Annotated in this window: 19 protein-coding genes and 1 other RNA gene; 15 read left to right on the top strand and 5 right to left on the bottom strand. The window is 54.3% G+C overall.

Annotated elements, in window-relative coordinates:
• Positions 1-7: 7 nt before the first annotated feature.
• The 3 genes from mrdA to RHK62_RS04520 all read left to right on the top strand — a co-directional run bounded on the left by mrdA (position 8) and on the right by RHK62_RS04520 (position 4,942).
• Positions 8-1,786, top strand: coding sequence for a penicillin-binding protein 2 (gene mrdA / locus RHK62_RS04530; protein WP_206201093.1), 1,779 nt, complete (start codon positions 8-10; stop codon positions 1,784-1,786).
• Positions 1,787-1,863: 77 nt separating this feature from the next.
• A complete protein-coding gene (locus tag RHK62_RS04525; RefSeq protein ID WP_310438077.1) occupies positions 1,864-2,823 on the top strand; it encodes a M23 family metallopeptidase in 960 nt (319 codons plus the stop codon).
• Positions 2,824-2,833: 10 nt separating this feature from the next.
• Positions 2,834-4,942 (top strand): M3 family metallopeptidase, encoded by a 2,109-nt coding sequence (locus RHK62_RS04520; RefSeq protein WP_310453334.1) that lies wholly within the window; start codon positions 2,834-2,836, stop codon positions 4,940-4,942.
• Positions 4,943-4,950: 8 nt separating this feature from the next.
• Here RHK62_RS04520 and RHK62_RS04515 read toward each other — a convergent pair whose 3' ends face one another.
• Positions 4,951-5,163, bottom strand: coding sequence for a DUF2949 domain-containing protein (locus RHK62_RS04515; RefSeq protein ID WP_206201090.1), 213 nt, complete (start codon positions 5,161-5,163; stop codon positions 4,951-4,953).
• 201 nt (positions 5,164-5,364) lie between these two features.
• Here RHK62_RS04515 and RHK62_RS04510 point away from each other — a divergent pair, with 201 nt between their 5' ends.
• The 3 genes from RHK62_RS04510 (at position 5,365) to ssrA (ending at position 8,409) form a co-directional block, all read left to right on the top strand.
• Positions 5,365-6,174 (top strand): TPM domain-containing protein, encoded by an 810-nt coding sequence (locus RHK62_RS04510; RefSeq protein WP_310438074.1) that lies wholly within the window; start codon positions 5,365-5,367, stop codon positions 6,172-6,174.
• Positions 6,175-6,265: 91 nt separating this feature from the next.
• Positions 6,266-7,969 carry a helicase HerA domain-containing protein gene (locus RHK62_RS04505; protein ID WP_310453333.1) on the top strand — a complete coding sequence of 568 codons (1,704 nt, stop codon included), beginning with the start codon at positions 6,266-6,268 and terminating at the stop codon, positions 7,967-7,969.
• Positions 7,970-8,023: 54 nt separating this feature from the next.
• Positions 8,024-8,409, top strand: a transfer-messenger RNA (tmRNA) gene (ssrA, locus tag RHK62_RS04500).
• Here ssrA and RHK62_RS04495 read toward each other — a convergent pair.
• Positions 8,407-10,209, bottom strand: coding sequence for an N-acetylmuramoyl-L-alanine amidase (locus tag RHK62_RS04495; protein WP_310453332.1), 1,803 nt, complete (start codon positions 10,207-10,209; stop codon positions 8,407-8,409). The two genes, ssrA and RHK62_RS04495, sit on opposite strands and share 3 nt — an antisense overlap.
• 274 nt (positions 10,210-10,483) lie before the next feature.
• On the opposite strand from RHK62_RS04495, the gene RHK62_RS04490 reads away from it, so the two are divergent.
• Complete coding sequence (locus tag RHK62_RS04490; RefSeq protein ID WP_206201086.1) at positions 10,484-10,975, top strand: metal-binding protein; 492 nt, start codon at positions 10,484-10,486, stop codon at positions 10,973-10,975.
• On the opposite strand, the gene RHK62_RS04485 is transcribed toward RHK62_RS04490, so the two are convergent.
• Positions 10,972-11,217 carry a DUF6439 family protein gene (locus RHK62_RS04485; RefSeq protein WP_310438071.1) on the bottom strand — a complete coding sequence of 82 codons (246 nt, stop codon included), beginning with the start codon at positions 11,215-11,217 and terminating at the stop codon, positions 10,972-10,974. The two genes, RHK62_RS04490 and RHK62_RS04485, sit on opposite strands and share 4 nt — an antisense overlap.
• Before the next feature lie 143 nt (positions 11,218-11,360).
• Between RHK62_RS04485 and RHK62_RS04480 the strand changes: the two genes are divergently transcribed.
• On the top strand, positions 11,361-11,945 hold the full coding sequence (locus RHK62_RS04480; RefSeq protein WP_310438097.1) for a GerMN domain-containing protein: 585 nt from the start codon (positions 11,361-11,363) through the stop codon (positions 11,943-11,945).
• Here the strand turns inward: RHK62_RS04480 and RHK62_RS04475 are convergent.
• On the bottom strand, positions 11,915-13,165 hold the full coding sequence (locus RHK62_RS04475) for an APC family permease (RefSeq protein WP_310453331.1): 1,251 nt from the start codon (positions 13,163-13,165) through the stop codon (positions 11,915-11,917). The two genes, RHK62_RS04480 and RHK62_RS04475, sit on opposite strands and share 31 nt — an antisense overlap.
• 103 nt (positions 13,166-13,268) lie before the next feature.
• Here RHK62_RS04475 and RHK62_RS04470 point away from each other — a divergent pair, with 103 nt between their 5' ends.
• The 6 genes from RHK62_RS04470 to RHK62_RS04445 all read left to right on the top strand — a co-directional run bounded on the left by RHK62_RS04470 (position 13,269) and on the right by RHK62_RS04445 (position 19,797).
• Positions 13,269-14,234, top strand: coding sequence for a hypothetical protein (locus tag RHK62_RS04470; RefSeq protein ID WP_302678855.1), 966 nt, complete (start codon positions 13,269-13,271; stop codon positions 14,232-14,234).
• A gap of 62 nt (positions 14,235-14,296) precedes the next feature.
• Positions 14,297-15,244, top strand: coding sequence for a F0F1 ATP synthase subunit gamma (locus tag RHK62_RS04465; RefSeq protein WP_149820854.1), 948 nt, complete (start codon positions 14,297-14,299; stop codon positions 15,242-15,244).
• A gap of 91 nt (positions 15,245-15,335) precedes the next feature.
• A complete protein-coding gene (locus tag RHK62_RS04460) occupies positions 15,336-16,325 on the top strand; it encodes a glycosyltransferase family 4 protein (RefSeq protein WP_315863362.1) in 990 nt (329 codons plus the stop codon).
• Between the two features lie 74 nt (positions 16,326-16,399).
• Positions 16,400-17,449, top strand: coding sequence for a SpoIID/LytB domain-containing protein (locus RHK62_RS04455; protein WP_302678854.1), 1,050 nt, complete (start codon positions 16,400-16,402; stop codon positions 17,447-17,449).
• Between the two features lie 19 nt (positions 17,450-17,468).
• Positions 17,469-18,089, top strand: a complete 621-nt coding sequence (locus RHK62_RS04450; protein ID WP_302678853.1) for a hypothetical protein — start codon at positions 17,469-17,471, stop codon at positions 18,087-18,089.
• Between the two features lie 169 nt (positions 18,090-18,258).
• Entirely contained in the window at positions 18,259-19,797 is a 1,539-nt protein-coding gene (locus tag RHK62_RS04445) for a hypothetical protein (RefSeq protein ID WP_310453329.1), read from the top strand.
• 29 nt (positions 19,798-19,826) lie between these two features.
• Here RHK62_RS04445 and RHK62_RS04440 read toward each other — a convergent pair whose 3' ends face one another.
• Positions 19,827-20,462 carry a TMEM165/GDT1 family protein gene (locus RHK62_RS04440; protein ID WP_310438065.1) on the bottom strand — a complete coding sequence of 212 codons (636 nt, stop codon included), beginning with the start codon at positions 20,460-20,462 and terminating at the stop codon, positions 19,827-19,829.
• A 45-nt stretch (positions 20,463-20,507) separates the two neighbouring features.
• On the opposite strand from RHK62_RS04440, the gene RHK62_RS04435 reads away from it, so the two are divergent.
• Positions 20,508-21,950, top strand: coding sequence for a TldD/PmbA family protein (locus RHK62_RS04435; protein ID WP_302678850.1), 1,443 nt, complete (start codon positions 20,508-20,510; stop codon positions 21,948-21,950).
• Positions 21,951-21,952: the final 2 nt, after the last annotated feature.

The raw sequence follows: 21,952 nt of genomic DNA, 5'->3' as shown, positions 1-21,952 counted from the left end.
GCAACTTATGGCAATGCTAAAAACGCGCCCCCCTCGTCCCCTCACCTACCAAGCCTACGATCGTGTGGTTGGCAAACAGGGGCGGGTCTTGGTATTGCTCTCGATCATGACCGTATTTTTGCTGGGGGGCATTGGGAGTCGCTTGGCCTACCTGCAAATTGTCGAGGGCGATCGCAACCGCCAGATGGCCGATGAAAACCGTATTCGCCTGATTCCCAAACCGCCGGAGCGGGGGAAGATTTTGGATCGCAAAGGGCGGATCCTCGCGGGAAATAAGTTCTCCTACTCGGTATTTCTCTGGCCCCTTGCGGCGAAAAAGCCCGAATGGCCGCAGACGGTGAACATTCTCTCGCGGGTGCTCAATATCCCTGCCAGTGAGATCGAAGCGCGAGTCAAGCAAGCAGGGGTGAATTCTCCTTCGTTGATTCGCATTGCCCAAGGGATTAGCCAAGCCCAAATCATTGCCCTTGAAGAACACCGCAATTTCTTGACAGGGGTGGAAATTGACCGCGAAGCCCTGCGCTTTTACCCCCATGGCGAAACGGCGGCTCACATCATTGGCTACATCGGCGAACTGAATGAGGAGGAACTAGCGGCTCGTCGAGATCAGGGCTACCGCCTTGGCGATGTCATGGGCAAAATGGGTGTCGAAGCCACCTACGAAAACGTACTGCGGGGGACATGGGGTGGTCAGCAGGTGGAGGTGGATGGTCAAGGCAAAGTGATCCGCATTTTGGGTCAAAAGGTAGCCCGACCGGGAAATGACATCACGCTGTCAGTGGATTTGGACTTGCAAAAAGCGGCGGAAGCAGCCCTAGGGAGTCGGCCGGGGGCGATCGTGGCCATGGATCCCCGTGATGGAGCGATTCTGGCTCTGGCCAGTTACCCTGCCTTTGATCCCAATTGGTTTGCCCGCCGCATGACCCAAGCCCAGTGGGAGGAGCTGCAACGGCGGCAGTTTCCCTTTGTCAACCGTGCCCTTCAGGGGTTTCCTCCCGCGAGTACCTTCAAAATCGTGACAACGGTGGCCGGCTTGGAGTCAGGGAAGTTTAGCCCCGATACCGTACTGATGACCTATCCTGCCCTCTACACAGGGGGCTTTGCCTTCCACGATTGGAACCGGGCGGGCTTTGGCCCTCTGGGCTTTGCCGGTGCCATGGCATGGAGTAGTAACACCTTTTTTGGTCAAGTGGCGCGCCGCATTGGACCTGAAACCCTGATTCATTGGGCGCATCGCTTTGGAATGGGGTCTAAAACCGGCATTGACTTACCCGGTGAAGCTCCCGGATTTGTGCCAACCCCCCAGTGGAAGCAAGAAACCTTTGGCGAGGGGTGGTATGACGGCGATTCCTTGATTACCGCCATTGGTCAAGGGGCTTTGCAGGTGAGTCCGCTTCAAGCCGCGGTCATGTTTGCAGTGCCTGCCAATGGGGGCTATAAAGTGCGGCCGCACCTAATTGCTTCCGACAATCCCCATCGCTGGCGGCAATCCCTGAACCTAAAGCCCTCTACCATTCAAGTGCTGCGTCAAGGCCTACGGCAGGTGGTGACCAGTGGTACAGGGGCTGCCCTAAATGTTCCTGAGGTGGCGATCGCCGGCAAAAGTGGTACCGGGGAAGACCCACCTCGCCCTAACCACACTTGGTTTGGTGCCTATGCCCCTGCAGACAAACCGGAAATTGTGGTCGTTGCCTTTGCCGAAAACTCTGGTGGTGGGGGTGGGTCTGTGGCAGGTCCGATGGTGCTCAAAGTGATTCAGACCTATATGAAAATTCGCGATCGCTAGCCCCTTGCGGCCAAGCAGATTGTCATTCCCCAAGGTTGCGCCTAGAATTTGAAGGAATGCGTGTGATGGGGTGAACCATGATCGAGCAGCGCGTCCTTGCCCTTGGGCTGACAATAGGTCTCTTGACAACCGCCTTGGGGACTCGCCAGAGTGTTGCTGAAACGATTCCTGCTGAACCAGAAGCGGCTGCACCGATCCTTGTCAATCCTGTTCAACCGGTGGACAGTGAGCCTCTTGTTTTTTCCACAGAACCCGTGGATCCGCCCCCTGGCAGTGAACCCCTCGAAAACCTTAAGCCCGCCCGCTCCATCCCCGTGGTGATCCAAGAGCGCTCCACAGGCTGTCAAGCGATCGTTAGCGAGGGCGTTCCCCCCAACATTTGCCAAGCCCAAGGTGCTCCACAACCCCTAGTGACCCCCACGACTACATCACCTTCTGCTCCAGCTTCTCATCGCCCCTTGGTGGCTGCAAACCCAAGAAATTTTGTGCCATCTGCCCAAACGGCTGCGCCGACCTATGTACGCCAGCCCTTTCCGGGACCGAATCCCTTGCGTTGGCTAAAGGTCAACAATGGCCAAATGCTCTTTCCCTTGCCGTTTCCGGTGCCCATTACCTCAACTTTTGGCTGGCGCATCCATCCCATTTTTGGCGATCGCCGCTTCCATTCGGGAACGGATTTGGGCGCCCCTGAAGGCACACCCGTGTTGGCGGTTTTTGATGGTCGCGTGGTTGAGTCCAACTGGCTAGGGGGCTATGGCCTCACCGTCATTTTGCAACACCCGCCAGAGCAGCACCAAACCCTCTATGCCCACCTCTCACAGCGCTTTGTCAATCCCGGTCAATGGGTGAAGCAGGGGGATGTCATTGGCCTCGTGGGTAGTACGGGCAACTCCACTGGTCCGCACCTGCATTTTGAGATCCATGAGATGACGGCTCAGGGGTTGATTCCTGTTGCCCCCGAAGCGCGGTTAGAATTGGCCTTAGCACAGTTAAAGCAGGCGATCGCCCAAGCGCGTCAGCAATCGAATCGCAGTTAGTAGGATACCGATGGTTATTGCGACTTCCCCTCACACCGATAATCCCCTCTTGCGGGGCGATGGTTTTCCCCCCTTTGATCAGATTGAGGTGAGCCATGTTGAGCCAGCCGTGCGCCAACTCTTGCAGGAACTCACCCAAGAATTAGAGACCCTCGAGCAATCCTTCACGCCCACGTGGGAAGGGCTAGTGGAACCCCTCGAACGTTTGAGCGATCGCCTCGGTTGGACATGGGGCATTGTCAGTCATCTCACCGGCGTCAAAAATAGTCCCGAATTGCGTCAAGCCTACGAAGCCGTTCAACCCCAAGTAGTGGAGTTTTACACCCGTTTGGGTCAATCGCGCCCCCTCTATGAAGGCTTTAAGGCACTGGCTGCCAGTCCAGACTTTCAGAGCTATCCCCCTGCGCGCAAACGCATTGTTGAGGCCGCCATTCGTAACGCCGAACACAGTGGCGTCAGTTTGACAGGAGCCGCCAAAGAGCGCTTCAACACCATTCAACTGGAATTGGCGGAGCTATCTACCCAGTTTTCCAACAATCTTTTGGATGCCACCAAGGCCTTTCGCCTCAAGCTCACCCAACCCGATGAAGTGGCTGGACTTCCCCCCAGCTTGCTGGCGCTGGCTGCCCAAACCGCTCGCCAAGATGGCATTGAGACCGCCACCCCCGAAACAGGGCCATGGCACATTACCCTCGACTTCCCCAGCTTTGGTCCCTTTATGCAGCACAGCCAACGGCGGGATTTGCGGGAGCAGGTCTATCGCGCCTACATTTCCCGTGCCAGCAGTGGGGAGTGGGATAACCGTCCCATTCTTGAGCGCATCCTTGCCCTGCGGGTCGAAGAGGCACAGCTTTTGGGATTCAACACCTATGCTGAACTCAGCCTTGCCAGCAAAATGGCCGATAGTGTGGCCAGTGTGGAAAAGCTCCTCGAGGAACTGCGGCAAGTCAGCTATCGTGCGGCGGCGCAAGAACTGGAAGAACTGAAAGCCTTTGCTGCTGCCCAAGGGGCACCTGAAGCCACCGATCTGCAGCACTGGGATATTCCCTATTGGGCTGAACGGCAGCGGGAGGCGCTCTTTGACTTCAATGATGAGGAACTGCGTCCCTATTTTCCTTTGCCCCAAGTGCTGGAGGGCTTATTTGGGCTAGTGAAGCGACTGTTTGGGGTGACGGTGGTGCCTGCGGATGGTCAAGTACCCGTTTGGCATCCTGATGTGCGCTTTTTTGCCATCCTCGATGAAAATCATCTGACGATCGCCCACTTTTATCTTGACCCCTACAGCCGTCCTGCCGAAAAACGCGGTGGGGCATGGATGGACGATTGCCTTGGCCGTGCCAAATATCGCATTCAGGGGGAATGGCGCACCCGCTTACCCGTGGCCTACTTGGTGTGCAATCAAACCCCCCCAGTGGATGGTAAGCCCAGCCTGATGACCTTTAGCGAAGTGGAAACCCTCTTCCATGAGTTTGGGCATGGTTTGCACCACATGCTGACGCGGGTGGATGAAGCGGGGGCAGCGGGCATCAACAATGTGGAGTGGGATGCCGTCGAACTTCCCAGTCAATTTATGGAAAATTGGTGCTACCATCGGCCGACACTCTTTGGCATGGCACGCCACTATGAAACGGGGGAACCGCTGCCAGAACACTACTATGAAAAACTGGTTGCCGCCCGCACCTATCGCGCAGGCAGTGCTCTATTGCGGCAGTTGCACTTTAGTTTGTTAGATTTAGAACTGCACCATCGCTATCAACCGGGGCAAGGAGAAACCCCCCAACAAGTGCGCGATCGCCTAGCGCAGACAACAACCATTTTGCCCCCCTTGCCCGAGGATGCCTTTCTCTGTAGCTTTGGCCACATTTTTGCTGGGGGGTATGCTGCGGGTTACTACAGCTATCTGTGGGCAGAAGTTCTCAGTGCCGATGCCTTTGCCGCCTTTGAGGAAGCAGGCCTAGACAACGAGCAAGCCATTGCTGAAATGGGACGACGCTATCGCGAAACCGTGCTTGCCCTTGGCGGCAGCCAACCTCCGATGGAGATCTTCAAAGCCTTCCGCGGCCGTGAACCAAGCACTGAGCCTCTCCTACGGCACCGAGGATTGTTGTCGAATACTTAGTTTGCCACTTACGGAGCCTTTGGCAGGCGATCGCCCCGCGTTTGATCCAGCCACTCAAAAATCCGATCCAACTGCTCTAAGGTAATCAATCCATACTGCCAAAGAATAATCGGCAACGATCCCCGTTGCTGTTGCCATTGCCGCACCGCCATTGCAATGCTCTCTGGTGGCAGTGCCAGTTCCTGTTCGAGATAGTGCAGTAGCTGAGAAGAGTAGGGCATCGTAGGTGAGGAGTGGCTGATGAAACAGGGATATAAGGTTTAGGTATTTAGACTTGCAGTATAGCAATGGGATTCTCAGGATAGGGTGAGTTTAACAAAAGCTGCATATTGTCTGAGAAGACGGCAGCGCTGATTGCAATGTTTCGCAGCATACCCTTAAGATAATTAAAAAAGATGCCCTATTTGTAAATTTTTATTACGATGCTTCAGCAATTGCGGCGCTTGTTTTACCAAGTTGGTTTAGGGATGGTGCTGGTTAGCCTCTGCTGGTTGGGGGCGATCGCCCCTGCCCACAGCTTCAACAATCCAGAGTTGTTGCCCGCGGAGCCAACCAATGTCGTTGACTTAGCGCAGATTCTGACACCCGTTCAAAAGGAACGGCTTGACAGCGAACTGGCAGAGTTTGAAGCCCAGACCGGCTGGAAATTGCGGGTTCTCACCCAGTACGATCGCACCCCCGGCCTCGCAGTGCGGGATTTTTGGGACTTAGACGATCGCAGTATTCTGCTGGTGGCCGATACCCGCGGTGGCAATCTTTTGAACTTCAATGTTGGCGACACCGCCTACCGCGTCCTCCAGCGCACCTTTTGGGTTGAATTGCAAACCCGCTTTGGCAATCAATACTTTGTCCGTGACAACGGCGAAGATCAGGCCATCCTGCAATCGCTTCATGCCATTGAAACCTGCCTTGCCCAAGGGGGGTGCCGTGCCGTACCGGGATTACCCCAAGAGCAATGGATTCTCACCCTTGCCACCTCCATCTTTGGCGGCATCATTTTGGGCTTTGTGGCGCGTCCCCGCCGTGCGGATCAAAAAGTGGCTTGGACGTGGATTCTTCTTTTTTCACCGCTGTGGGGCATGCTTTTCTTTGCCTTTGGTTTAGGGCCAGTGGTGGTGCGCACCCAAGAATGGCTACCGGTCTTGCGCAATGTGGCTGGTTTTGCCTTGGGTGCCATTGTTGCCTTTTTAATTCCTGCCCCCAGTGAGCCGCCGCCCGTTCTAGAAGAGTAGGCGCCGTCAGGCTCTCAATTGGAAAATCGCGTAGGATTGAGGTTAACGACATTAGCTCTCTTTACTCTCTTTGGGTTACCCGTCCTGTGCGATGAACAGTAGCCACCCTTCTTCTCGCCACATTGTCGGCATTGTCAAAGGCCCCGGTGATAGCGGTAGCGAGTATGTTTTTATTACTGCCGATGCACAGCCAGTGCGCATTGGTGAATTTGTCTATTATGAGTTGAGCCATTCCCCAAGTGTGGCCTCAAACTCCTATGCTGCTGCGGTTCACCAAGTCTTGGGCAAGATTACTGGCTGCCGTCTGATTGAGCATCTACCGGATCGGATGTTTGCTGATCACGAACTGAATCCCGGTGCGGTGGCTGCCCTGATTGGTTTTACCTGTGAACCGGCGGAACTCTACGAAATGACCGTAGAAGTGATGGGGGAATTTCATGAGGTCTTTGGCTTTAATAATTTGCGGCGGCTTCCCCTGCCGGGTGCCAAGGTCTATTTAGCGGAAGATGAACTGCTGCGGCGGGTTCTCAACAAGAAAAAGCCAGAGGAGGTGGGGGCTGCCCATATCGGTTCACTGTTGTTGCGGCAGGAGGGTGCTGTGCCCATTGCCCTCGATGTCAAGGAACTGGTGAGTACGCATGTGGCCATCCTTGCCGGCACAGGTTCCGGGAAATCCTATACCGCAGGGGTTTTGGTGGAGGAATTGCTTTTACCGAAAAATCGCGCCGCAGTGCTGATCCTCGACCCCCATGGTGAATACCACACGCTGGCGCAGCTGAGGGGACACCCCGCTTTTCAAGGGGCGGATGGCTATCAACCCCAAGTGAAAATTATTACGCCCCAAGAGGTCAAAATTCGTGTTTCTTCCCTAGAGTTTTACGATATTCTGACGCTGCTCCCCCCGATGAGCGATCGCCAGCAGGCCATTCTCAAAAAAGCCTATGACGAAGTACGCGGTCGTTTCAAAGATGGCCGTTGGAGTACCGAAGACTTGATTGCAGCGGTCTATGCTGTGGATCGCGTTGAGGATGAAGAGGGCAATGTCAAGCAGGGTTCCTCGGCTGATGCCTTGGCTTGGAAGCTAGAAAAAATGCAGCGCTCTGACTATTTCCATGCCTACAAGCATTTGCCCCCCTGCGAGTTGTTTGCCCCCGGCCAAGTCACCATCCTGCAAATGAATGAGATTCCCCTTGAGGAGCAGCAGGTGATTGCCACGGCAATTTTGCGCCAAACCAACCATGCCCGCATGAATACCCAAAAAGACCGCGTCTTTGAGGGGGATGAGCAGTACCTCCCCTACCCGGTGTTTATCTTAATTGAGGAGGCGCACCGCTTTGCCCCTGCCCATGAACCTTCCCAATGTAAGCAGGTACTGCGCACGATTCTCAGTGAGGGTCGTAAATTTGGCCTTGGGGTAGGACTGATTACTCAGCGTCCTGGCAAACTGGATAGCGATGTGCTCTCCCAGTGTATGAGCCAGTTTATGCTGCGGATTGTCAACCCTGTCGATCAAGAGAGCCTCAAGCATGGGGTGGAGGCCGCTGGCCGAGATTTGCTCAAAGAACTGCCTGCCCTGAGTAAGGGGCAAGTGATTATTGCGGGTGCCTGTGTGAATACGCCTGTCCTCTGTCGGGTGCGGCAACGCTTAACAACTCATGGGGGTGAGACATTGGATGCCCCAGCGCTATGGCAAACCTACTTTGACAAGAATCAACAGCTAGAGCGTGTACTTGCCAGTGCAGCACCGGCACCCCGTCCTAAACCGCGAACCATTAGCCGGCGATCGCTCGAATAATTAGCCGTTGTCAACTCCAAAAAAATGCGCTAGCTTAGGAGTAGCTCTATTCAAGGGGCTGAAACGGCTTCGACGTCCTAGTGAAAGTTGGGCTGTGATGCAGGTCGAGAGTGGGCTATCTCTCGTTAATCCAGAGTCCAAACCAAAAGTAACTGCGAACAACATCGTTCCTTTCGCTCGTAAAGCTGCTGCGGTAGCCTAAGACCTCTAAACAGGTTCGAGCACTCGTTGTCCGACTCCGTTAAGGGCAGCGGGTTAACCCCAACGGATGCGCTAGGCAGTTCTCTCTGGTGGGCTGTTTAGCAAAGACTCTACCAGAGCATCCTACTGTTCGGGATAAGGAACAGTTCCCGCCTGAGGGTCAGAAAGGCTAAACCTGTGAGGGAGCAGTCGATGAATAGCTAGGGCGGACACGGGTTCGACTCCCGTCAGCTCCATCATCTTCCATGCAAAAAGTTCAAAATGCCTTGGGCGATCGCCCGTGCCATCTGCGTCCGCCATGCAGGATTTTGAAAGTTTGCGGCATCCTCTGCGCCCGTGACAAACCCTGTCTCGACAAGGGCAGAATCCATTGACGTATTGCGAATCACATAGAATCGTGCCGCCCTCACCCCGCGATCGCGAATGTTCAAGGAATTGAGAATACTATTGTGAATGGCAGATGCCAAACGATTTGAGCGTCCGGGGGCAAAGTAGGTTTCTAAACCATTGACATCGGGGCGAGCCAGACTAATAGCATTGGCGTGAATACTCACAAAGGCATTTGCCCGTGCCCGTTCCGCAATGGCGACCCGAGGAGCCAAGTCTAAGTCAATGTCTGTGGTGCGGGTCAGAATCACCTGTACCCCCTGCTGCTGCAAAAATTGGGAAACTTGCAGGCTGATATCGAGAACAATATCCTTTTCACGAATGCCGCCAATACCAATGGCACCGGGATCGCGTCCGCCATGTCCGGGATCAATGACCACCACAAACCGGCCGCGGGGGACGGGCTGATTGGGGGGCTGAGGGGTTGCTGTGGGGGGAATATCAATTGGGGTGGGCGTACTGCTCGGAGGGTCATTTGCTCCCTGAATTTGCACCACAAACGCTTCAGCTGACAGGGGACGAGGGCCAAGGATGCGAAAGTTGGGCGCTGGGGTGAGCAGAATCGAGACGGTTTGGTTATCCTCTTGACGAAATTCAATGTTGCTTAAGGGACTACCGGTAACTAGGCGGGGTTCGCGCAGATTACTGTCCAACTGTGCTTGCCGTAGGCGAATGCGATAGCGATTGCCTTCCCAGCCCACGTTATAGAAAACGGTGCGATCGCCTTGAATCAGCAACTCTCGTCCCCCCAAGTCAACGCGCTGAATCGTTGTGACAGGAGTTTGAGCACTGGCCGCAGGAATCACACTAGGGCGTTGGGACGGTGGCGGAGGTGGGGGTGTAATGGCCGTGGTTGAAGGCACAATCACAAAGCCATCATGACGGGGCATCACTTGCCAATCGGCATCTTGAGGGTCAATGTCGAGGGTAATTTGGACTTGGCGATTGCTCTGAGTCCGTACCTCTGCCCGGACGCGATCCCGACCAAAGCGGCGCAGTTCCAAGCGCCGAGGACTAAAGTTGCGAATCAATTCACTATTGCTGAGGAGAATTTCAATGCGATCCCGACGGGGGCGGCGCAGGGTGTAACTGCCTTCGGGTAAGGGGCGATCGGCTAGCACTAGAAAACCTGTGGCATCTGCTCGCCAACTTCGCACTTGCAGCGGCCCTGTGGGCGTTACGGGAGGAGCAGAAGGAGGAGACGGTGGGGGTGGCGGCGGTAGCGAAACTGTTTGCTGCTGGGGGGTAGGCAGTTGCACCAACCAGTTATTAGCCGTGACTCCCCGAAAGCGCACCTGCTGCGGGTCAATTGTAAAACCGTCCGCATATTCCACCACAATCCGCGTCGTTTGGGGGTCAAACTGAGCAACCCGCACTTGGCGAATGGCACCACTGTAGTTTTGACTGATCTGGGGGCTACCGAGAACGACACCCGGCAAGTCAATGACAAGGCGGGTCGGGTTATAGACTAACTCAGCACGGGGCTGAACAGCACGCTCCGTGCGAATTTCCAGTTGATTGGTGGCAGGGTTAAGTCGCCACAATTGTAGACGGCTGGCTGAAGCAGGCTGAGCCATGACCAGTGCAGCGGCAGGTGCCCATAGCAAACTCACTACAGCTCGAAATTGCCAAGAACGCCACGGTTGATCCATTCACGCTTCCTCCACCAGCGATGCACAATACCCTGCCAAGTTGGCTAGCCAAGCCGCTCGCTCAAACGTGCTCAGCATACTTGATCGGGGACAGGTATGTGAACTGGCACACCCTGCGATTTAGTTTTGCGCGATCGCCCTTCATCAGATTCAAATTTCAGCCGAGTTGCTTCAAGCTCACTTAGACGCCCACCGCACTCAATAAGTTCGCCGATTGCATGATCTAGCCCGTTTTGCCGTAGCTTTGCCCTAGGAAATATCTGCGGAATCCTCAATGCCCAGTGGCCGTACCCACGATCGCCTGACTTGGATCGGCATGCCCCTTGTGGGCTTCACCGCCAGTGCCCTCACCCGTGACTGGATCTGGGGGGCAATTGCCAGCAGTAGCTTTGGTATTGGCGGCTTTCTCCTCAGTCCAGACCTCGATACCCCCTCTTTACCCTACTACCGTTGGGGCTGGCTGCGGGCAATATGGCTACCCTACCAAAAAGCCTTTCACCATCGCTCCTTTTGGACCCATGGCCCAGTGGTGGGCACGCTGATTCGGTTGCTCTATCTCAGCTTTTGGTTGGGGTTAGGATTGGGTCTGGTGGCCGGGGTCGCCGCATTCACAGGCCACCTTTCCCTTGTGCAGGAATGGCTACATCGTTGGCAGGGAATTGACTGGCGCTGGGGAGTTGCGATCGCCCTTGGCCTAGAGCTATCGGCACTGCTTCATGTCACAAGCGATCTGGTGGTTTCTCGGTGGCGACGCTGGCACCGCTAATGGTGGTGCGTAGGGCAAGGCGGCGCACTAATGGAGCGATCGAGCCAACCCACTGCCTGTTGGAGATGCGCCAGTGCCTCAGCATCATTTTCCTTGAGGAGATAGACAAGGGCGGCAGCCACTTGTTCGAGGGCGCGGGCACGGCGATTGCCCTTGAGGCGATGCCAATCTTGGGGAGCAATCCTAACTGCATCAAGGAGGGCAGTGGCTAGTTCTTCTGCACGGAGAGTCGTTTGCACCATGACTTAAACTTGATCTAAAGGGAGAACTATCCTCTAGTTTAAGCAGTGGGCAACTGCCCCTAAGGCCACAGGCACTGGAACTTTACCCTTGAATCATAGCGTCTAAGGTAGAGGCAGGTGCATCCCGCCAAGGAGAGATCGTGATGGTAGCAAAAGTCACCCGCTCCCGCCCCGCCTTGATTGTGCTGGCGGTTATTGGCCTTGCCTCGGCTGGTACAGCGGCATGGCTAACCTTGAGTCCCCCCCGGCAGGGAGATCTGGTTCCTAATCCGGCGGAAGTTGCCCAGCAGCAGGAAACTCAAATCTTTTGGGTCAAGAATGAAGGGGATAGCCTCGTTTTAGTGCCCTCTACGGTACGGATCAATACCCCGGCAACGCGGCCAGAACTCTTTATTCAATCTCGTCTGGAGCGACTTTTGGCGGGTCCTGCCAATCAAGATGTCACCACCAGCATTCCGGAAAATACCCGTGTCAATCGTGTAGAAGTCAAAGCCGATGGCATCCATGTGGATCTCTCTCCAGACTTTACCAAAGGGGGGGGAAGTGCTTCGATGCAAGCACGTCTAGGACAGGTACTGTACACAGCAACAGTGAATGATCCCAATGCGCCAGTTTGGATTTCCATTGGGGGTGAACCCCTGCGCGTCCTAGGGGGTGAGGGGCTAGAGGTGACGCAACCGATGACCCGGCAAGACTTTCAAACGGCCTTTGCCCTCCGCACCCAGTAGTGCCAAGCAAGTCCAAGAAGAATGAGACCACACCCCGACAGCCACACTTGGACTTCGACCCAAAAAGCCAGCCCTAGACAACCGATTAAACCTGCAACCGCAAGCCAGCGGGGAAATTGTGGCTCCTTCAGTTGCAGTGTGGCAAGGTTGGTAATCGCGTAGTAAATCAGCACGCTAAAGGCACTAAAAGACCACGTAGTTTTTACATTGCCAATCAGGATCAAGAGGGCAATCCCCCCACTCACCGCAAGAACGGCAGCAACAGGTTGTTTTCCTTGGGCTGGAATCTGAGCCAAAATTGCCGGTAAATCTCGCCGTCGCGCCATTGCCAACACCACACGGGAGAGGCCGAGCAACAGATTGAGCAGAATCCCGACCATGGCCGCGATCGCCCCCAGCGTAATCAGAGGCGGCAGCCAAGAGACACCCAATTCACTGGCGACAATCTCTAAAGAGGCAGCCGTAGTCAACTTCCCAGAGCCATGACTCCCCAGAACAATCAAGACAACACTGAAGTAGAGCAGGACAACAATACCACTGGCTAGGGCAATGGCTCGTGGAATGGTTCGCCGAGGAGTCTTGACCTCCTCCGCCAGCACAGCAATACGGGCATAGCCAGCATAGGCGACAAAAAGCAGTGCCGTTGCTTGGAGAAGATTCTTGAGCGAGAGTGGTTGCGATGCTGCCGACCAAAGTAGCCCTCCCCGTTGTTGGACGTGGCCAATGCCAACAAAGAGCAACAAACTGGTGAACGTGACTAGGAGAATCCCCAGATTCACTTGCGCCGATCGCCGGATGCCCAAAAGCACCACACAGATCAAGACCGCCAGTAGCCCCAGAGCAGCCATGATTTGCCAGCGCCCGCTATTGTCCTCTAGGCCGAGCCATTGGAAGAGATAAGCCATACAGCCAAGGGCAGCAGTGGCTGCAGAAGCCGATTTGGCCAGTAAAAACATCCACCCCGCTGTAAAGCCGAAAGGGGGAGAAAGATAGCGATACCCATACTCGTAGGTGCCCCCACTCACAGGATGGGAGGCCGCCAATTGGGCACTACTGAGGCCATTACACAGCGCGATCGCCGCGGCAAGGATCAAGGCTATCAACACCCAAGAACCAGCAAGGTCGGTGGCGATGCCTAAACTGACAAACAGCCCCGTACCAATCATGGAACCTAGACCCGTTAAAATGGCGCCCCACAGTCCTAGTTCGCGTTTGAGCATGGAGTTTCGTTCGAGAACTGCAGAACGCCTTCTAGCCTAGAGGATAGGGACGGCGATCGCTATAATTGGAGCAATTCTTAGCACGCGCGCAGGTATTAGGATCATGGCCAGTCCAGAACCTCCTAGCAACCAACCCGACGATCTCCTAGAAAACATCATTACTGATTTGGGTGAGTTGGACGAGCCTCCTGCACAGGATATTGATCTCAACTCTCTGACGGCTGAATTGGAGTCGCTCACCCTGACCGCAGAACAGCGGGCGATCGCCCAAAACCAAGCCCTACAGGAGCAAATTAGGCAGCTCACCGCAGAACTGGAAAACGTTCAACAGCAGCGAGATCAACTGAGCCAAGACCTTGCCCGCCTCCAAGAAGAAAATGCCACCTTGAGCGGCCTGCGGCAAAATCTTGAACAGGAACTGGCACAGGCGCTCATTCAGCAAGACGAACTTCAGCAGCAACTGGTGACACTGCAACTGCAAGCCTCCCAGATTCAGGAACTGCAAAGTCAATTGGCAACCCTGCAATCCCAAGTCTCACAAATTCAAGAACTTCAAGATCAACTTGCCTCGCTGCAAACAGAAAAAACAGCTCTCGAACAGCAACTTCAGGCGGTATTGGCTGCTTCACCCCCCGCTTCTTTGGAGGATACCGCCCTTCTCGGTAATCCCCCAGACGCCGGCCTTGCCCAACAACTGGCGGAGATAACGCGGCAACTCACCCAAGTGGAAAGGGAGCGCGATCGCCTGCAAGAGGAACTTGCCCAGGCGCAAAATGAATTGCACGGTCTGCAGCACGATTTAGAGGTGCTGCGCAACCAATCCTCAACCGTTGTTTCCACTGAACTCACCCTTGCTGCCCAGGAAAATCACCGCCTGAAGCGACAACGGTGGCGGCGTGACACCGTGCTTTGGATCAGTGGCATTGCAGCAACGGTGGTTTCTGCTTTGAGCGTCAGCTTAAATCTGCCACAGCCCATTGGCCGCATCATTCCCCCTGTCGCCGCTTTGGCAGTTCCTGTGATTACAACGCTGGTTGGTAGGGGTGGGTCAAGTGAAAAGACTGCTTAGGCGATCCCCCTCTGGGCTAAAATCTTAGGGCAGGGACGCTTTGCTTAGGAGTTTAGATTACCGTGCCCAATCTCAAAGCTATTCGCGATCGCATCAAAACGATTAAAGATACCCGCAAAATTACCGAAGCTATGCGCCTCGTGGCGGCAGCAAAAGTTCGCCGTGCCCAAGAGCAGGTTATGGCGAGCCGTCCCTTTGCCGATCGCTTAGCTCAGGTGCTCTATGGCTTGCAAACCCGACTACGCTTTGAGGATGCCAATTTACCGCTATTGGCCAAGCGTCCTGTGAAGACGGTGGCGCTGCTGGTGGTGACGGGCGATCGCGGGTTGTGCGGCGGTTACAATACCAACGTTATTCGCCGTGCCAAGGAGCGTACCCAAGAACTCGAAGCCGAGGGCGTCAAGTATATTCTGGTGATTGTTGGTCGCAAGGCAGCCCAATACTTCCAGCGCCGTAATTATCCCATTGATGCCGTGTACTCTGGCCTAGAGCAAATCCCCTCTGCCAGTGAAGCGGGTCAAATTGCCAGTGAACTGCTCTCCCTCTTTCTTTCGGAAACGGTGGATCGGGTGGAACTCATCTACACCAAGTTTGTCTCCCTCATTAGTTCAAAGCCCGTTGTCCAAACCCTGCTCCCCCTCGATCCCCAAGGGCTAGAGGCGCCCGATGATGAGATTTTTCGGCTGACGACGCGGGGTTCACATCTGGAAGTTAACCGCGAGAAAGTCACCTCAACCTTGCCCGCTTTGCCCTCCGATATGATTTTTGAGCAGGATCCCGTGCAAATTCTCGATGCCCTGCTGCCCCTGTACTTGAATAACCAGTTACTACGGGCACTGCAAGAAGCCGCCGCCTCGGAATTGGCAGCGCGGATGACGGCAATGAATAACGCGAGCGATAATGCTCAAGCGCTGATTGGAACCCTCACCCTCTCCTACAACAAAGCGCGTCAAGCTGCCATTACCCAAGAGATTCTCGAAGTGGTGGCGGGTGCTGAGGCTCTGCGCTAGGAGTTGACCTCTGAAGCTGCTTTTTGTTTCCACTTCGGTTGGCCCTCTGGGTACAGGAAAAGGGGGCGGTGTTGAATTGACGATCCTCAATATGGCTCAGGCCTTGGGCGATCGCCAGCATACCATTCACATCCTTGCCCCCGAGGGTTCCCACTTGCCAGTAACGGCAACCATTGAACCAGTAGCGGGTGCCCTTCAAGTGCCAGCGCAGCATCAAACCCGCGATCAACCGATTACACTGCCCCCCAATAGTGTGTTAGCCAATATGTGGGCACGGGTGCGGCAGCTTCAACAGGAATTTGATGTCATTGTCAACTTTGCCTACGACTGGCTGCCCTTTTACCTGACGCCTTTTCTCAGCCGTCCTGTGGGGCATCTGGTGAGCATGGCCTCAGTTTCCGATGTCATGGATCAGGCGATCGCCCGTGTCATTGATGACTATCCGGAAACCATTAGTGTCTATACCCGTACCCAAGCCGCCACCTTCCCTTTTGGCGATCGCTGCGTGTGTTTGGGCAGTGGTCTGGATCTTTCCCTCTATGACTTTTGTGCAGAGCCAGAGGATGCCCTGTGCTGGCTGGGGCGCATTGCTCCTGAAAAGGGTCTCGAAGATGCTGTCGCTGCCGTCAATGTCACCCGTACCCCTTTGAAAATCATGGGGCAACTGCAAGATATAGACTATTGGCAGCGCATTCAAGCAGATTACCCCAACGCCCCCATTGAATATCTGGGCTTTTTGCCAACACGGGAAATGCAAGCACAGCTGCGGCGCTGTCGCGCTTTGTTGCTGACCTCCCGCTGGGTCGAAGCCTTTGGCAACGTTGTCATCGAAAGCCTTGCCTGTGGCGTTCCCGTCATTGCCTACGATCGCGGTGGGCCGAGTGAAATTGTCCGTGATGGTCAAACCGGGTTTCTCATTACCCCGGATTCTGTCGAGGCCTTAATTGCTGCCATTGGCAAGATTGATCAAATTGATCGGGCGGCCTGTCGGCAGCAGGCGGAACAGGAGTATAGCTTAGCTGTTTATGGGGATAGGGTGGAGCAATGGCTACAACGGGTAGCAGCTTCCTCTCTGCCCTAAACCAGCAAATGTTGCATGGCAAATTCCGTACTCCCCTATACAATAGGCAAGGTGCTAGTGGAGATGACACCTGAATGGGCTGGGTTCTGTTCCAAGGGACAAAGCGAGGACACTCACCCTTGCTCATTTCCTTTATGATGGCCACGATCGCCAGTGCGAGCCTAGGGTTCTGGTTTTTGCGGAGCCTATCCCCGACACCGATTGCTCTTTCAGAGCCAATTCCTTTACCTGACCCAATTCAACTTGAACGACCTCTGCCTCGGCCGATTTTGGATGGCCGCGATCCCCTATTAGCAACTGTCCCCAACAAAGTCCCCCAACCACCAGCGGCTGCCTCTACCCACGCCAAGGCAATCTTGCCCACAGTGCCCCCTCCTGCCCTGCAACCCGTGCCTCCGAGCCAAGGCCCTGCCCCTCAAGTGCGGGTGGCGATCGCCCGCGATCAAAGTCAACTGACCGTTGGCACTGCTGTCGCCACGGCTGTTACGAATGATCAACAGCAGGTGATGACGCAGCTTACCCCTAGCCAAGGGGTCGTGGTCACAGCCCGCGATGGCTTTTTGCTCTGGAATGGCCAACCCCTTGCCCCCTCCCTCTGGATTCGCCCCAGCAATCAACTTGCGTTTGTTGGCGATAAATGGTATCGCGGTGTGGTGCGCCTCATTGCTCAGGGAAACACGGTTACAGCCGTCAATCAAGTGGACTTGGAACAATACCTCGTGAGTGTGGTGGGTTCAGAGGTCTATCCCGACTGGCCAATGGAAACCCTCAAAGCCCAAGCGATCGCTGCCCGTTCCTATGCCCTTGCCCAAATGTTTCAACCCGCCAGCCGCTTTTTTGATCTGGGGAACGACGAGCGTTGGCAGGTGTATCGTGGGATTGAAACCGAGTGGAACACCACTCAAGCGGCAGTCCAAGCCACGCGGGGCATTGTCCTCACCAAAAGTGGACGAGTGATGGTTTCGATGTATGCAGCAACCGACGACATTGTGCGCGATGTCTTTGGCGGGCGTGGCATGAGCCAAACAGGTGCCTATGAACTGGGCAAGCGCGGCTACAACTACCTGCAAATTTTAGGCACCTACTATCCGGGGGCGGGTCTATCGCAACTGCAAACCCAATAACTCTTTGGAGGCCAAGTCCATGAAATCTCCTCTTTTAGCGACTGCCCTTGCTTTGACAACGGTGGTCTGCCTTCAATACAGTGGGCGAGCAGATTCGCCCTTGACCTCCACCCCCTTCTACGAAGCCTATACCGATGTGCCCATGGTGATGCGAGCCAAGCGCAGTGGCCGCCTTGATCTGAAAATGTCGGAGTGGCTCTCTTCGCCGCAGGTTCCCACAGATCACAAAGCTGCCCTGATCAATGCCCTCGGCTGGGATTTCAACGGCAAAGCCAATGGTCAAGCCTACCGCGCCTATCTTGCCCTAAGACAGGGTACGACCCCTGAAAATATCCCGCTGGAAAGCCTTACCGCCGATGACTTAATGGCCCTAGGGTATCTCACAGCAATGGACAACTACTTTCAACCACAGCGGGGGATGTCTTTTCTCAATATGGCACAGGAACGTGACCCCGAAAGCTATGCGATCGCCATGGTACGCGGCCTTGTGGAAGCACAAACCCTCTTTGATGTCAGTTGGTGTCAAGTCTGGCAAGCGGTGAATCGCGTGGATGAAAATCCGCAACTGAAACGGGATTTACGCCCGAAGGCACGGGAGATTATCCTCAAATACATGCGCTTATACCGTCGGGATTGCTAAGTTTCAGGTTATGGGGTGTATCGAAGAGTTCATTGCAAGAACGACTCAACAAAAAGGCCACCTTGCCTTTGCCAAGGGGTGGGAAAAACTGGCGATTGATAAGTGGAGGATGAATGAGTATCAAGCAGTGATCTCAGCCCTCAACCATGCCTTAGCAATGGATCCTACCATGGCAAGATGTTGGTACCTGTTGGGCATGATCAGTGGTGTTGATAGTGATTTACAACAGGCACTAGCAGCCTACGAAAAAGCGATTGAACTGAGACCTGACTGTCAAATTGGCATTGACTTTCTCAAGTGTACGAGGTACTTGATTTACGTTTATAAAGATGTAGAAGAGCTACAGGATTGCCGTCAAAAAATCAGAGAATCCGTTGCCGAGTTCTATCAAACGTTTCAGAGTTTCTCTTTAGATAAGAAACAATATCTCTCGAAGTGGCTGGGGAATGTGAATACATTTTTACTGCCCTATCAAGGGAAAGAAACCCGCGATGTCCAACAACAGTATGGGCAGATGATCTACGAAATCATGACCAGTGTGATTCCAGCCGCCAAAGAACGCCCCCCAATGCCACCAGTGAAGGCCAATGAACCTCTACGGATTGGGTTTGTTTCAGGGCACTTTCGTGGGCATACGGTTTGGAAGTTGCTGCTCCACGGCTGGCTTAAACATCTTGATAAAACACAATTTCAGCTTTATGGCTACTACGTGCGAGATGATGGCGATCGCTGTACGGAGCAAGCAAAAACCTACTGCCATCGCTTTGTCATGGGCACCAAATCACCTGCAGAATGGTTTGAGCAGATTCGTGCCGATCAATTACATCTAGTGATTTTCCCCGAACTGGGCATGGATCTGGAACTGATCAAGATTACCGCTCTGAAATTAGCGCCGATTCAATGTATGTCTTGGGGGCATCCCGACACCTCTGGCTTACCCACAATTGATTATTTCCTCAGTAGTGAGTTGATGGAACCGCCCGATGGCGAAACGCATTACACAGAAAAGCTGATCAGGCTAAAAAATTTGGGGATTGCCTTTAGTCCGCTACCCCCCGACCCGCGATCGCCCATTACGCGGGAGGAATTCGGCCTCAAAAGCGATGCCGTTATCTACGGTTGCCTGCAAAGTGTCTTCAAGTATCTCCCCCAGTTTGACGACATCTATCCCGAAATTGCCGCAGCAGTGGGGAATTGCCAATTTGTCTTTATAAGCCACCTTATGACCAAAAACAGCCGCCAGCGGTTTGAAGGACGTCTAGAACGAGCTTTTGCTGCCAAAAACCTTGACTATAGGGCGTACTGCTTCTTCTGCCGACCCTTAAACTTCTATGGTTTTACCTCAATGCTGCATTGTCTCGATGTTTTCCTAGACAGCCTTGAATGGTCAGGGGGGAATTCTACCCTTGAAGCCCTCTACTATGCCCAAGTCCCTATGGTGACCACACTAGGACGCTTTATGCGGGGGCGGCATACCGCTGGTATTCTCACACTCCTAGAGCTACCGGAATTAATTGCACCAGATGTTTCTGCCTATATTCAAAAAGCCATTGAACTGGGTCAAAGTGCTGAGTATCGCCAATTTATCCGCGAAAAAATCCAAAACAATCTGCCGAAGGTGTTCGAGGATCAAGCCGGGGTACGCTCCCTTGAAGACTTTATGCGCGCTGCGGTGCAGGAGTTTGCCACCTCTGGCCGCCTCCTATAACCAATTGGAGTTCTAGATTCAGAAGCGGCTCAAGAAGCCCTTGGCATCCCTTGCAAGGCGGTAACAATCGCGAAGATTAAAAATAGGGCACCACCGCCCAAGGTCAATGTCCGTTCGGAGATGCGTCCAGCCATCAGGCCGCCGCCTAGAACCGCGATTGCGGCACAAATCCCGTGGCCAACAATGGCACCAAGGGCAACGCCCAAGGCATGGCTCGCGGCAGCAAGGGTAATCGTTGCAATTTGGGTGCGATCGCCCCATTCAGCAATGAAGGTGAGACTAAAGGCCTCCACAAAAGTCACCCAAGCAGGGTTACTGCCCCAACGGCTGAGATTGGCTTCCGCCTTTTCAACGGTTTCCACTGCCGCTTCACACTCATCCTCACAGGGGCTATCCCCCATTCGCCAGCCTTGAATTAGCATCTTGAGACCAAAAACAGTGAAGAGCAAAATCGCCGCATAGAAGGTGAACTCTTGCGGTAAAAGTTGAAAGACCTTGCCCACGGCCACTGAAAGCAGTGTCATCACAATTAAAGCCGCCCATACTCCAAGGAAGACCCACCGCTTGCTGTGACGGGTCGCCAAAATCATGGCAATAAAGAAGGTCTTGTCTCCCAGCTCAGAAATCGTGATGAGAGCCAGCCCCGCAGTAAAAGCCGTTAGCATGGAAAAGAATTCAAACTTTACCATGCCTTAAATTAGCACGCTGCCATGACGACACCGAAGAATTTCACCGCCCTTTTGAATCAGGTGGATTTACCCCTTGATTGGCTTGGGCTGCGTTACGTTGAGGAGATTGTCACGACTCGCAGTGCTCGGGATGGACATCCTGAAATGAACCAGCGATCGCGCCAGCGGGGTGTCATGGTTGAGGTGCTCGTCGATGGTCAATTTGCCTATACAGCAACCCCAAATTTGCAACCCAGTGCTATCCATCGGGCGATTCAGCAGGCCTATCAACAGGCGAAAACCGCTGCCCATTGGCGAGTCTTTAACTTTACGCCAGCGGCACGGGGCAAGGGCAAGGGACACTATCGATCGCCCCAGCAGCAACCTTTTGACCAACTTTCAGCCGCTGAGTTGAATCACCTCCTCAAGGACATTTGCCATTGCCTCAAAGTCAGTGACGACATTGTGCAAACCCGTGCCTTTGTGCAAACTGTAGAGACCACCACTCAGTGGTTGACCAGTGATGGCAGTCAAATTGAACAGCAATTTTATCAAGTGCTCACCGATATGAGCGCCACGGCTCAGGGGGCAGGGGTAGTGCAGCAGCGAACCGATCATGGTTGGTTAGCGCGGTGCTATCAAGGGGGGCTAGAGTGGCTGACGGCTGATCAATTGAGCGATCGCGCCCGCCACATTGGCGAGCAGGCCGTTGAACTCCTCAGTGCCCAAGAGTGCCCAGAAACAACGACAACACTGGTACTCGCCCCCGATCAAATGATGCTGCAAATCCACGAGAGCATTGGTCATCCCCTAGAGCTAGACCGCATTTTGGGGGATGAGCGCAACTATGCCGGCAGCAGCTTTATTCGCCTTGAGGACTTTGGGCAGCGGCAGTACGGCTCCCCCCTCTTGAACGTCACGTTTGATCCGACCGTTGCCGGTGAACTGGCCAGCTATGCCTTTGATGATTTGGGGGTGGCGGCTGAACGCATCTATCTCATCAAGGAAGGACGCCTCCTGCGCGGTCTGGGCAGCCTTGAAAGTCAGCAGCGAGCGGGTGTCCTTGGTGTTGCCAATGCCCGTGCCTGTTCTTGGAATCGTCCCCCCATTGACCGGATGGCGAACCTGAATATTGAGCCAGGGACACAGTCCTTTGCCGAGATCATTGGCAACATTGAGTCGGGGGTGTACATGGAGTCCAATCGTTCTTGGTCAATCGATGACTACCGTCTCAAATTTCAGTTTGGCTGTGAATATGCCAAGCGCATTGAAAATGGCCGCCTGACCCGCACACTGCGCAATCCCAACTATCGCGGTACCACCCCTGAATTTTGGCATAGCCTCATTGCGGTGGGAGATGCCTCCACCTTCGGTATTTTTGGTACACCGTTTTGTGGTAAAGGCGAACCCAATCAAGCCATTCGGGTGGGTCACGCTTCACCGGTGTGTGCCTTTGCCAATATCCAAGTTTTTGGCGGGGGTTGAAT

The organism is Thermosynechococcus sp. HY213, from assembly GCF_031460975.1.
In the GTDB taxonomy this organism is placed as follows: Bacteria; Cyanobacteriota; Cyanobacteriia; order Thermosynechococcales; family Thermosynechococcaceae; genus Thermosynechococcus.
The sequence above is the reverse complement of the archived record's forward strand: the minus strand, read 5'-3'. Positions and strand labels throughout refer to the sequence as shown.

Bases quoted from the DNA above. Each gene is read 5' to 3' on its own strand.
- mrdA (WP_206201093.1), top strand. From the start codon at position 8: ATGGCAATGCTAAAAACGCGCCCCCCTCGTCCCCTCACCTACCAAGCC.
- RHK62_RS04525 (WP_310438077.1), top strand. From the start codon at position 1,864: ATGATCGAGCAGCGCGTCCTTGCCCTTGGGCTGACAATAGGTCTCTTG.
- RHK62_RS04520 (WP_310453334.1), top strand. From the start codon at position 2,834: ATGGTTATTGCGACTTCCCCTCACACCGATAATCCCCTCTTGCGGGGC.
- RHK62_RS04515 (WP_206201090.1), bottom strand. From the start codon at position 5,163: ATGCCCTACTCTTCTCAGCTACTGCACTATCTCGAACAGGAACTGGCA.
- RHK62_RS04510 (WP_310438074.1), top strand. From the start codon at position 5,365: ATGCTTCAGCAATTGCGGCGCTTGTTTTACCAAGTTGGTTTAGGGATG.
- RHK62_RS04505 (WP_310453333.1), top strand. From the start codon at position 6,266: ATGAACAGTAGCCACCCTTCTTCTCGCCACATTGTCGGCATTGTCAAA.
- RHK62_RS04495 (WP_310453332.1), bottom strand. From the start codon at position 10,209: ATGGATCAACCGTGGCGTTCTTGGCAATTTCGAGCTGTAGTGAGTTTG.
- RHK62_RS04490 (WP_206201086.1), top strand. From the start codon at position 10,484: ATGCCCAGTGGCCGTACCCACGATCGCCTGACTTGGATCGGCATGCCC.
- RHK62_RS04485 (WP_310438071.1), bottom strand. From the start codon at position 11,217: ATGGTGCAAACGACTCTCCGTGCAGAAGAACTAGCCACTGCCCTCCTT.
- RHK62_RS04480 (WP_310438097.1), top strand. From the start codon at position 11,361: ATGGTAGCAAAAGTCACCCGCTCCCGCCCCGCCTTGATTGTGCTGGCG.
- RHK62_RS04475 (WP_310453331.1), bottom strand. From the start codon at position 13,165: ATGCTCAAACGCGAACTAGGACTGTGGGGCGCCATTTTAACGGGTCTA.
- RHK62_RS04470 (WP_302678855.1), top strand. From the start codon at position 13,269: ATGGCCAGTCCAGAACCTCCTAGCAACCAACCCGACGATCTCCTAGAA.
- RHK62_RS04460 (WP_315863362.1), top strand. From the start codon at position 15,336: ATGGCTCAGGCCTTGGGCGATCGCCAGCATACCATTCACATCCTTGCC.
- RHK62_RS04455 (WP_302678854.1), top strand. From the start codon at position 16,400: ATGGGCTGGGTTCTGTTCCAAGGGACAAAGCGAGGACACTCACCCTTG.
- RHK62_RS04450 (WP_302678853.1), top strand. From the start codon at position 17,469: ATGAAATCTCCTCTTTTAGCGACTGCCCTTGCTTTGACAACGGTGGTC.
- RHK62_RS04445 (WP_310453329.1), top strand. From the start codon at position 18,259: ATGGCAAGATGTTGGTACCTGTTGGGCATGATCAGTGGTGTTGATAGT.
- RHK62_RS04440 (WP_310438065.1), bottom strand. From the start codon at position 20,462: ATGCTAACGGCTTTTACTGCGGGGCTGGCTCTCATCACGATTTCTGAG.
- RHK62_RS04435 (WP_302678850.1), top strand. From the start codon at position 20,508: ATGACGACACCGAAGAATTTCACCGCCCTTTTGAATCAGGTGGATTTA.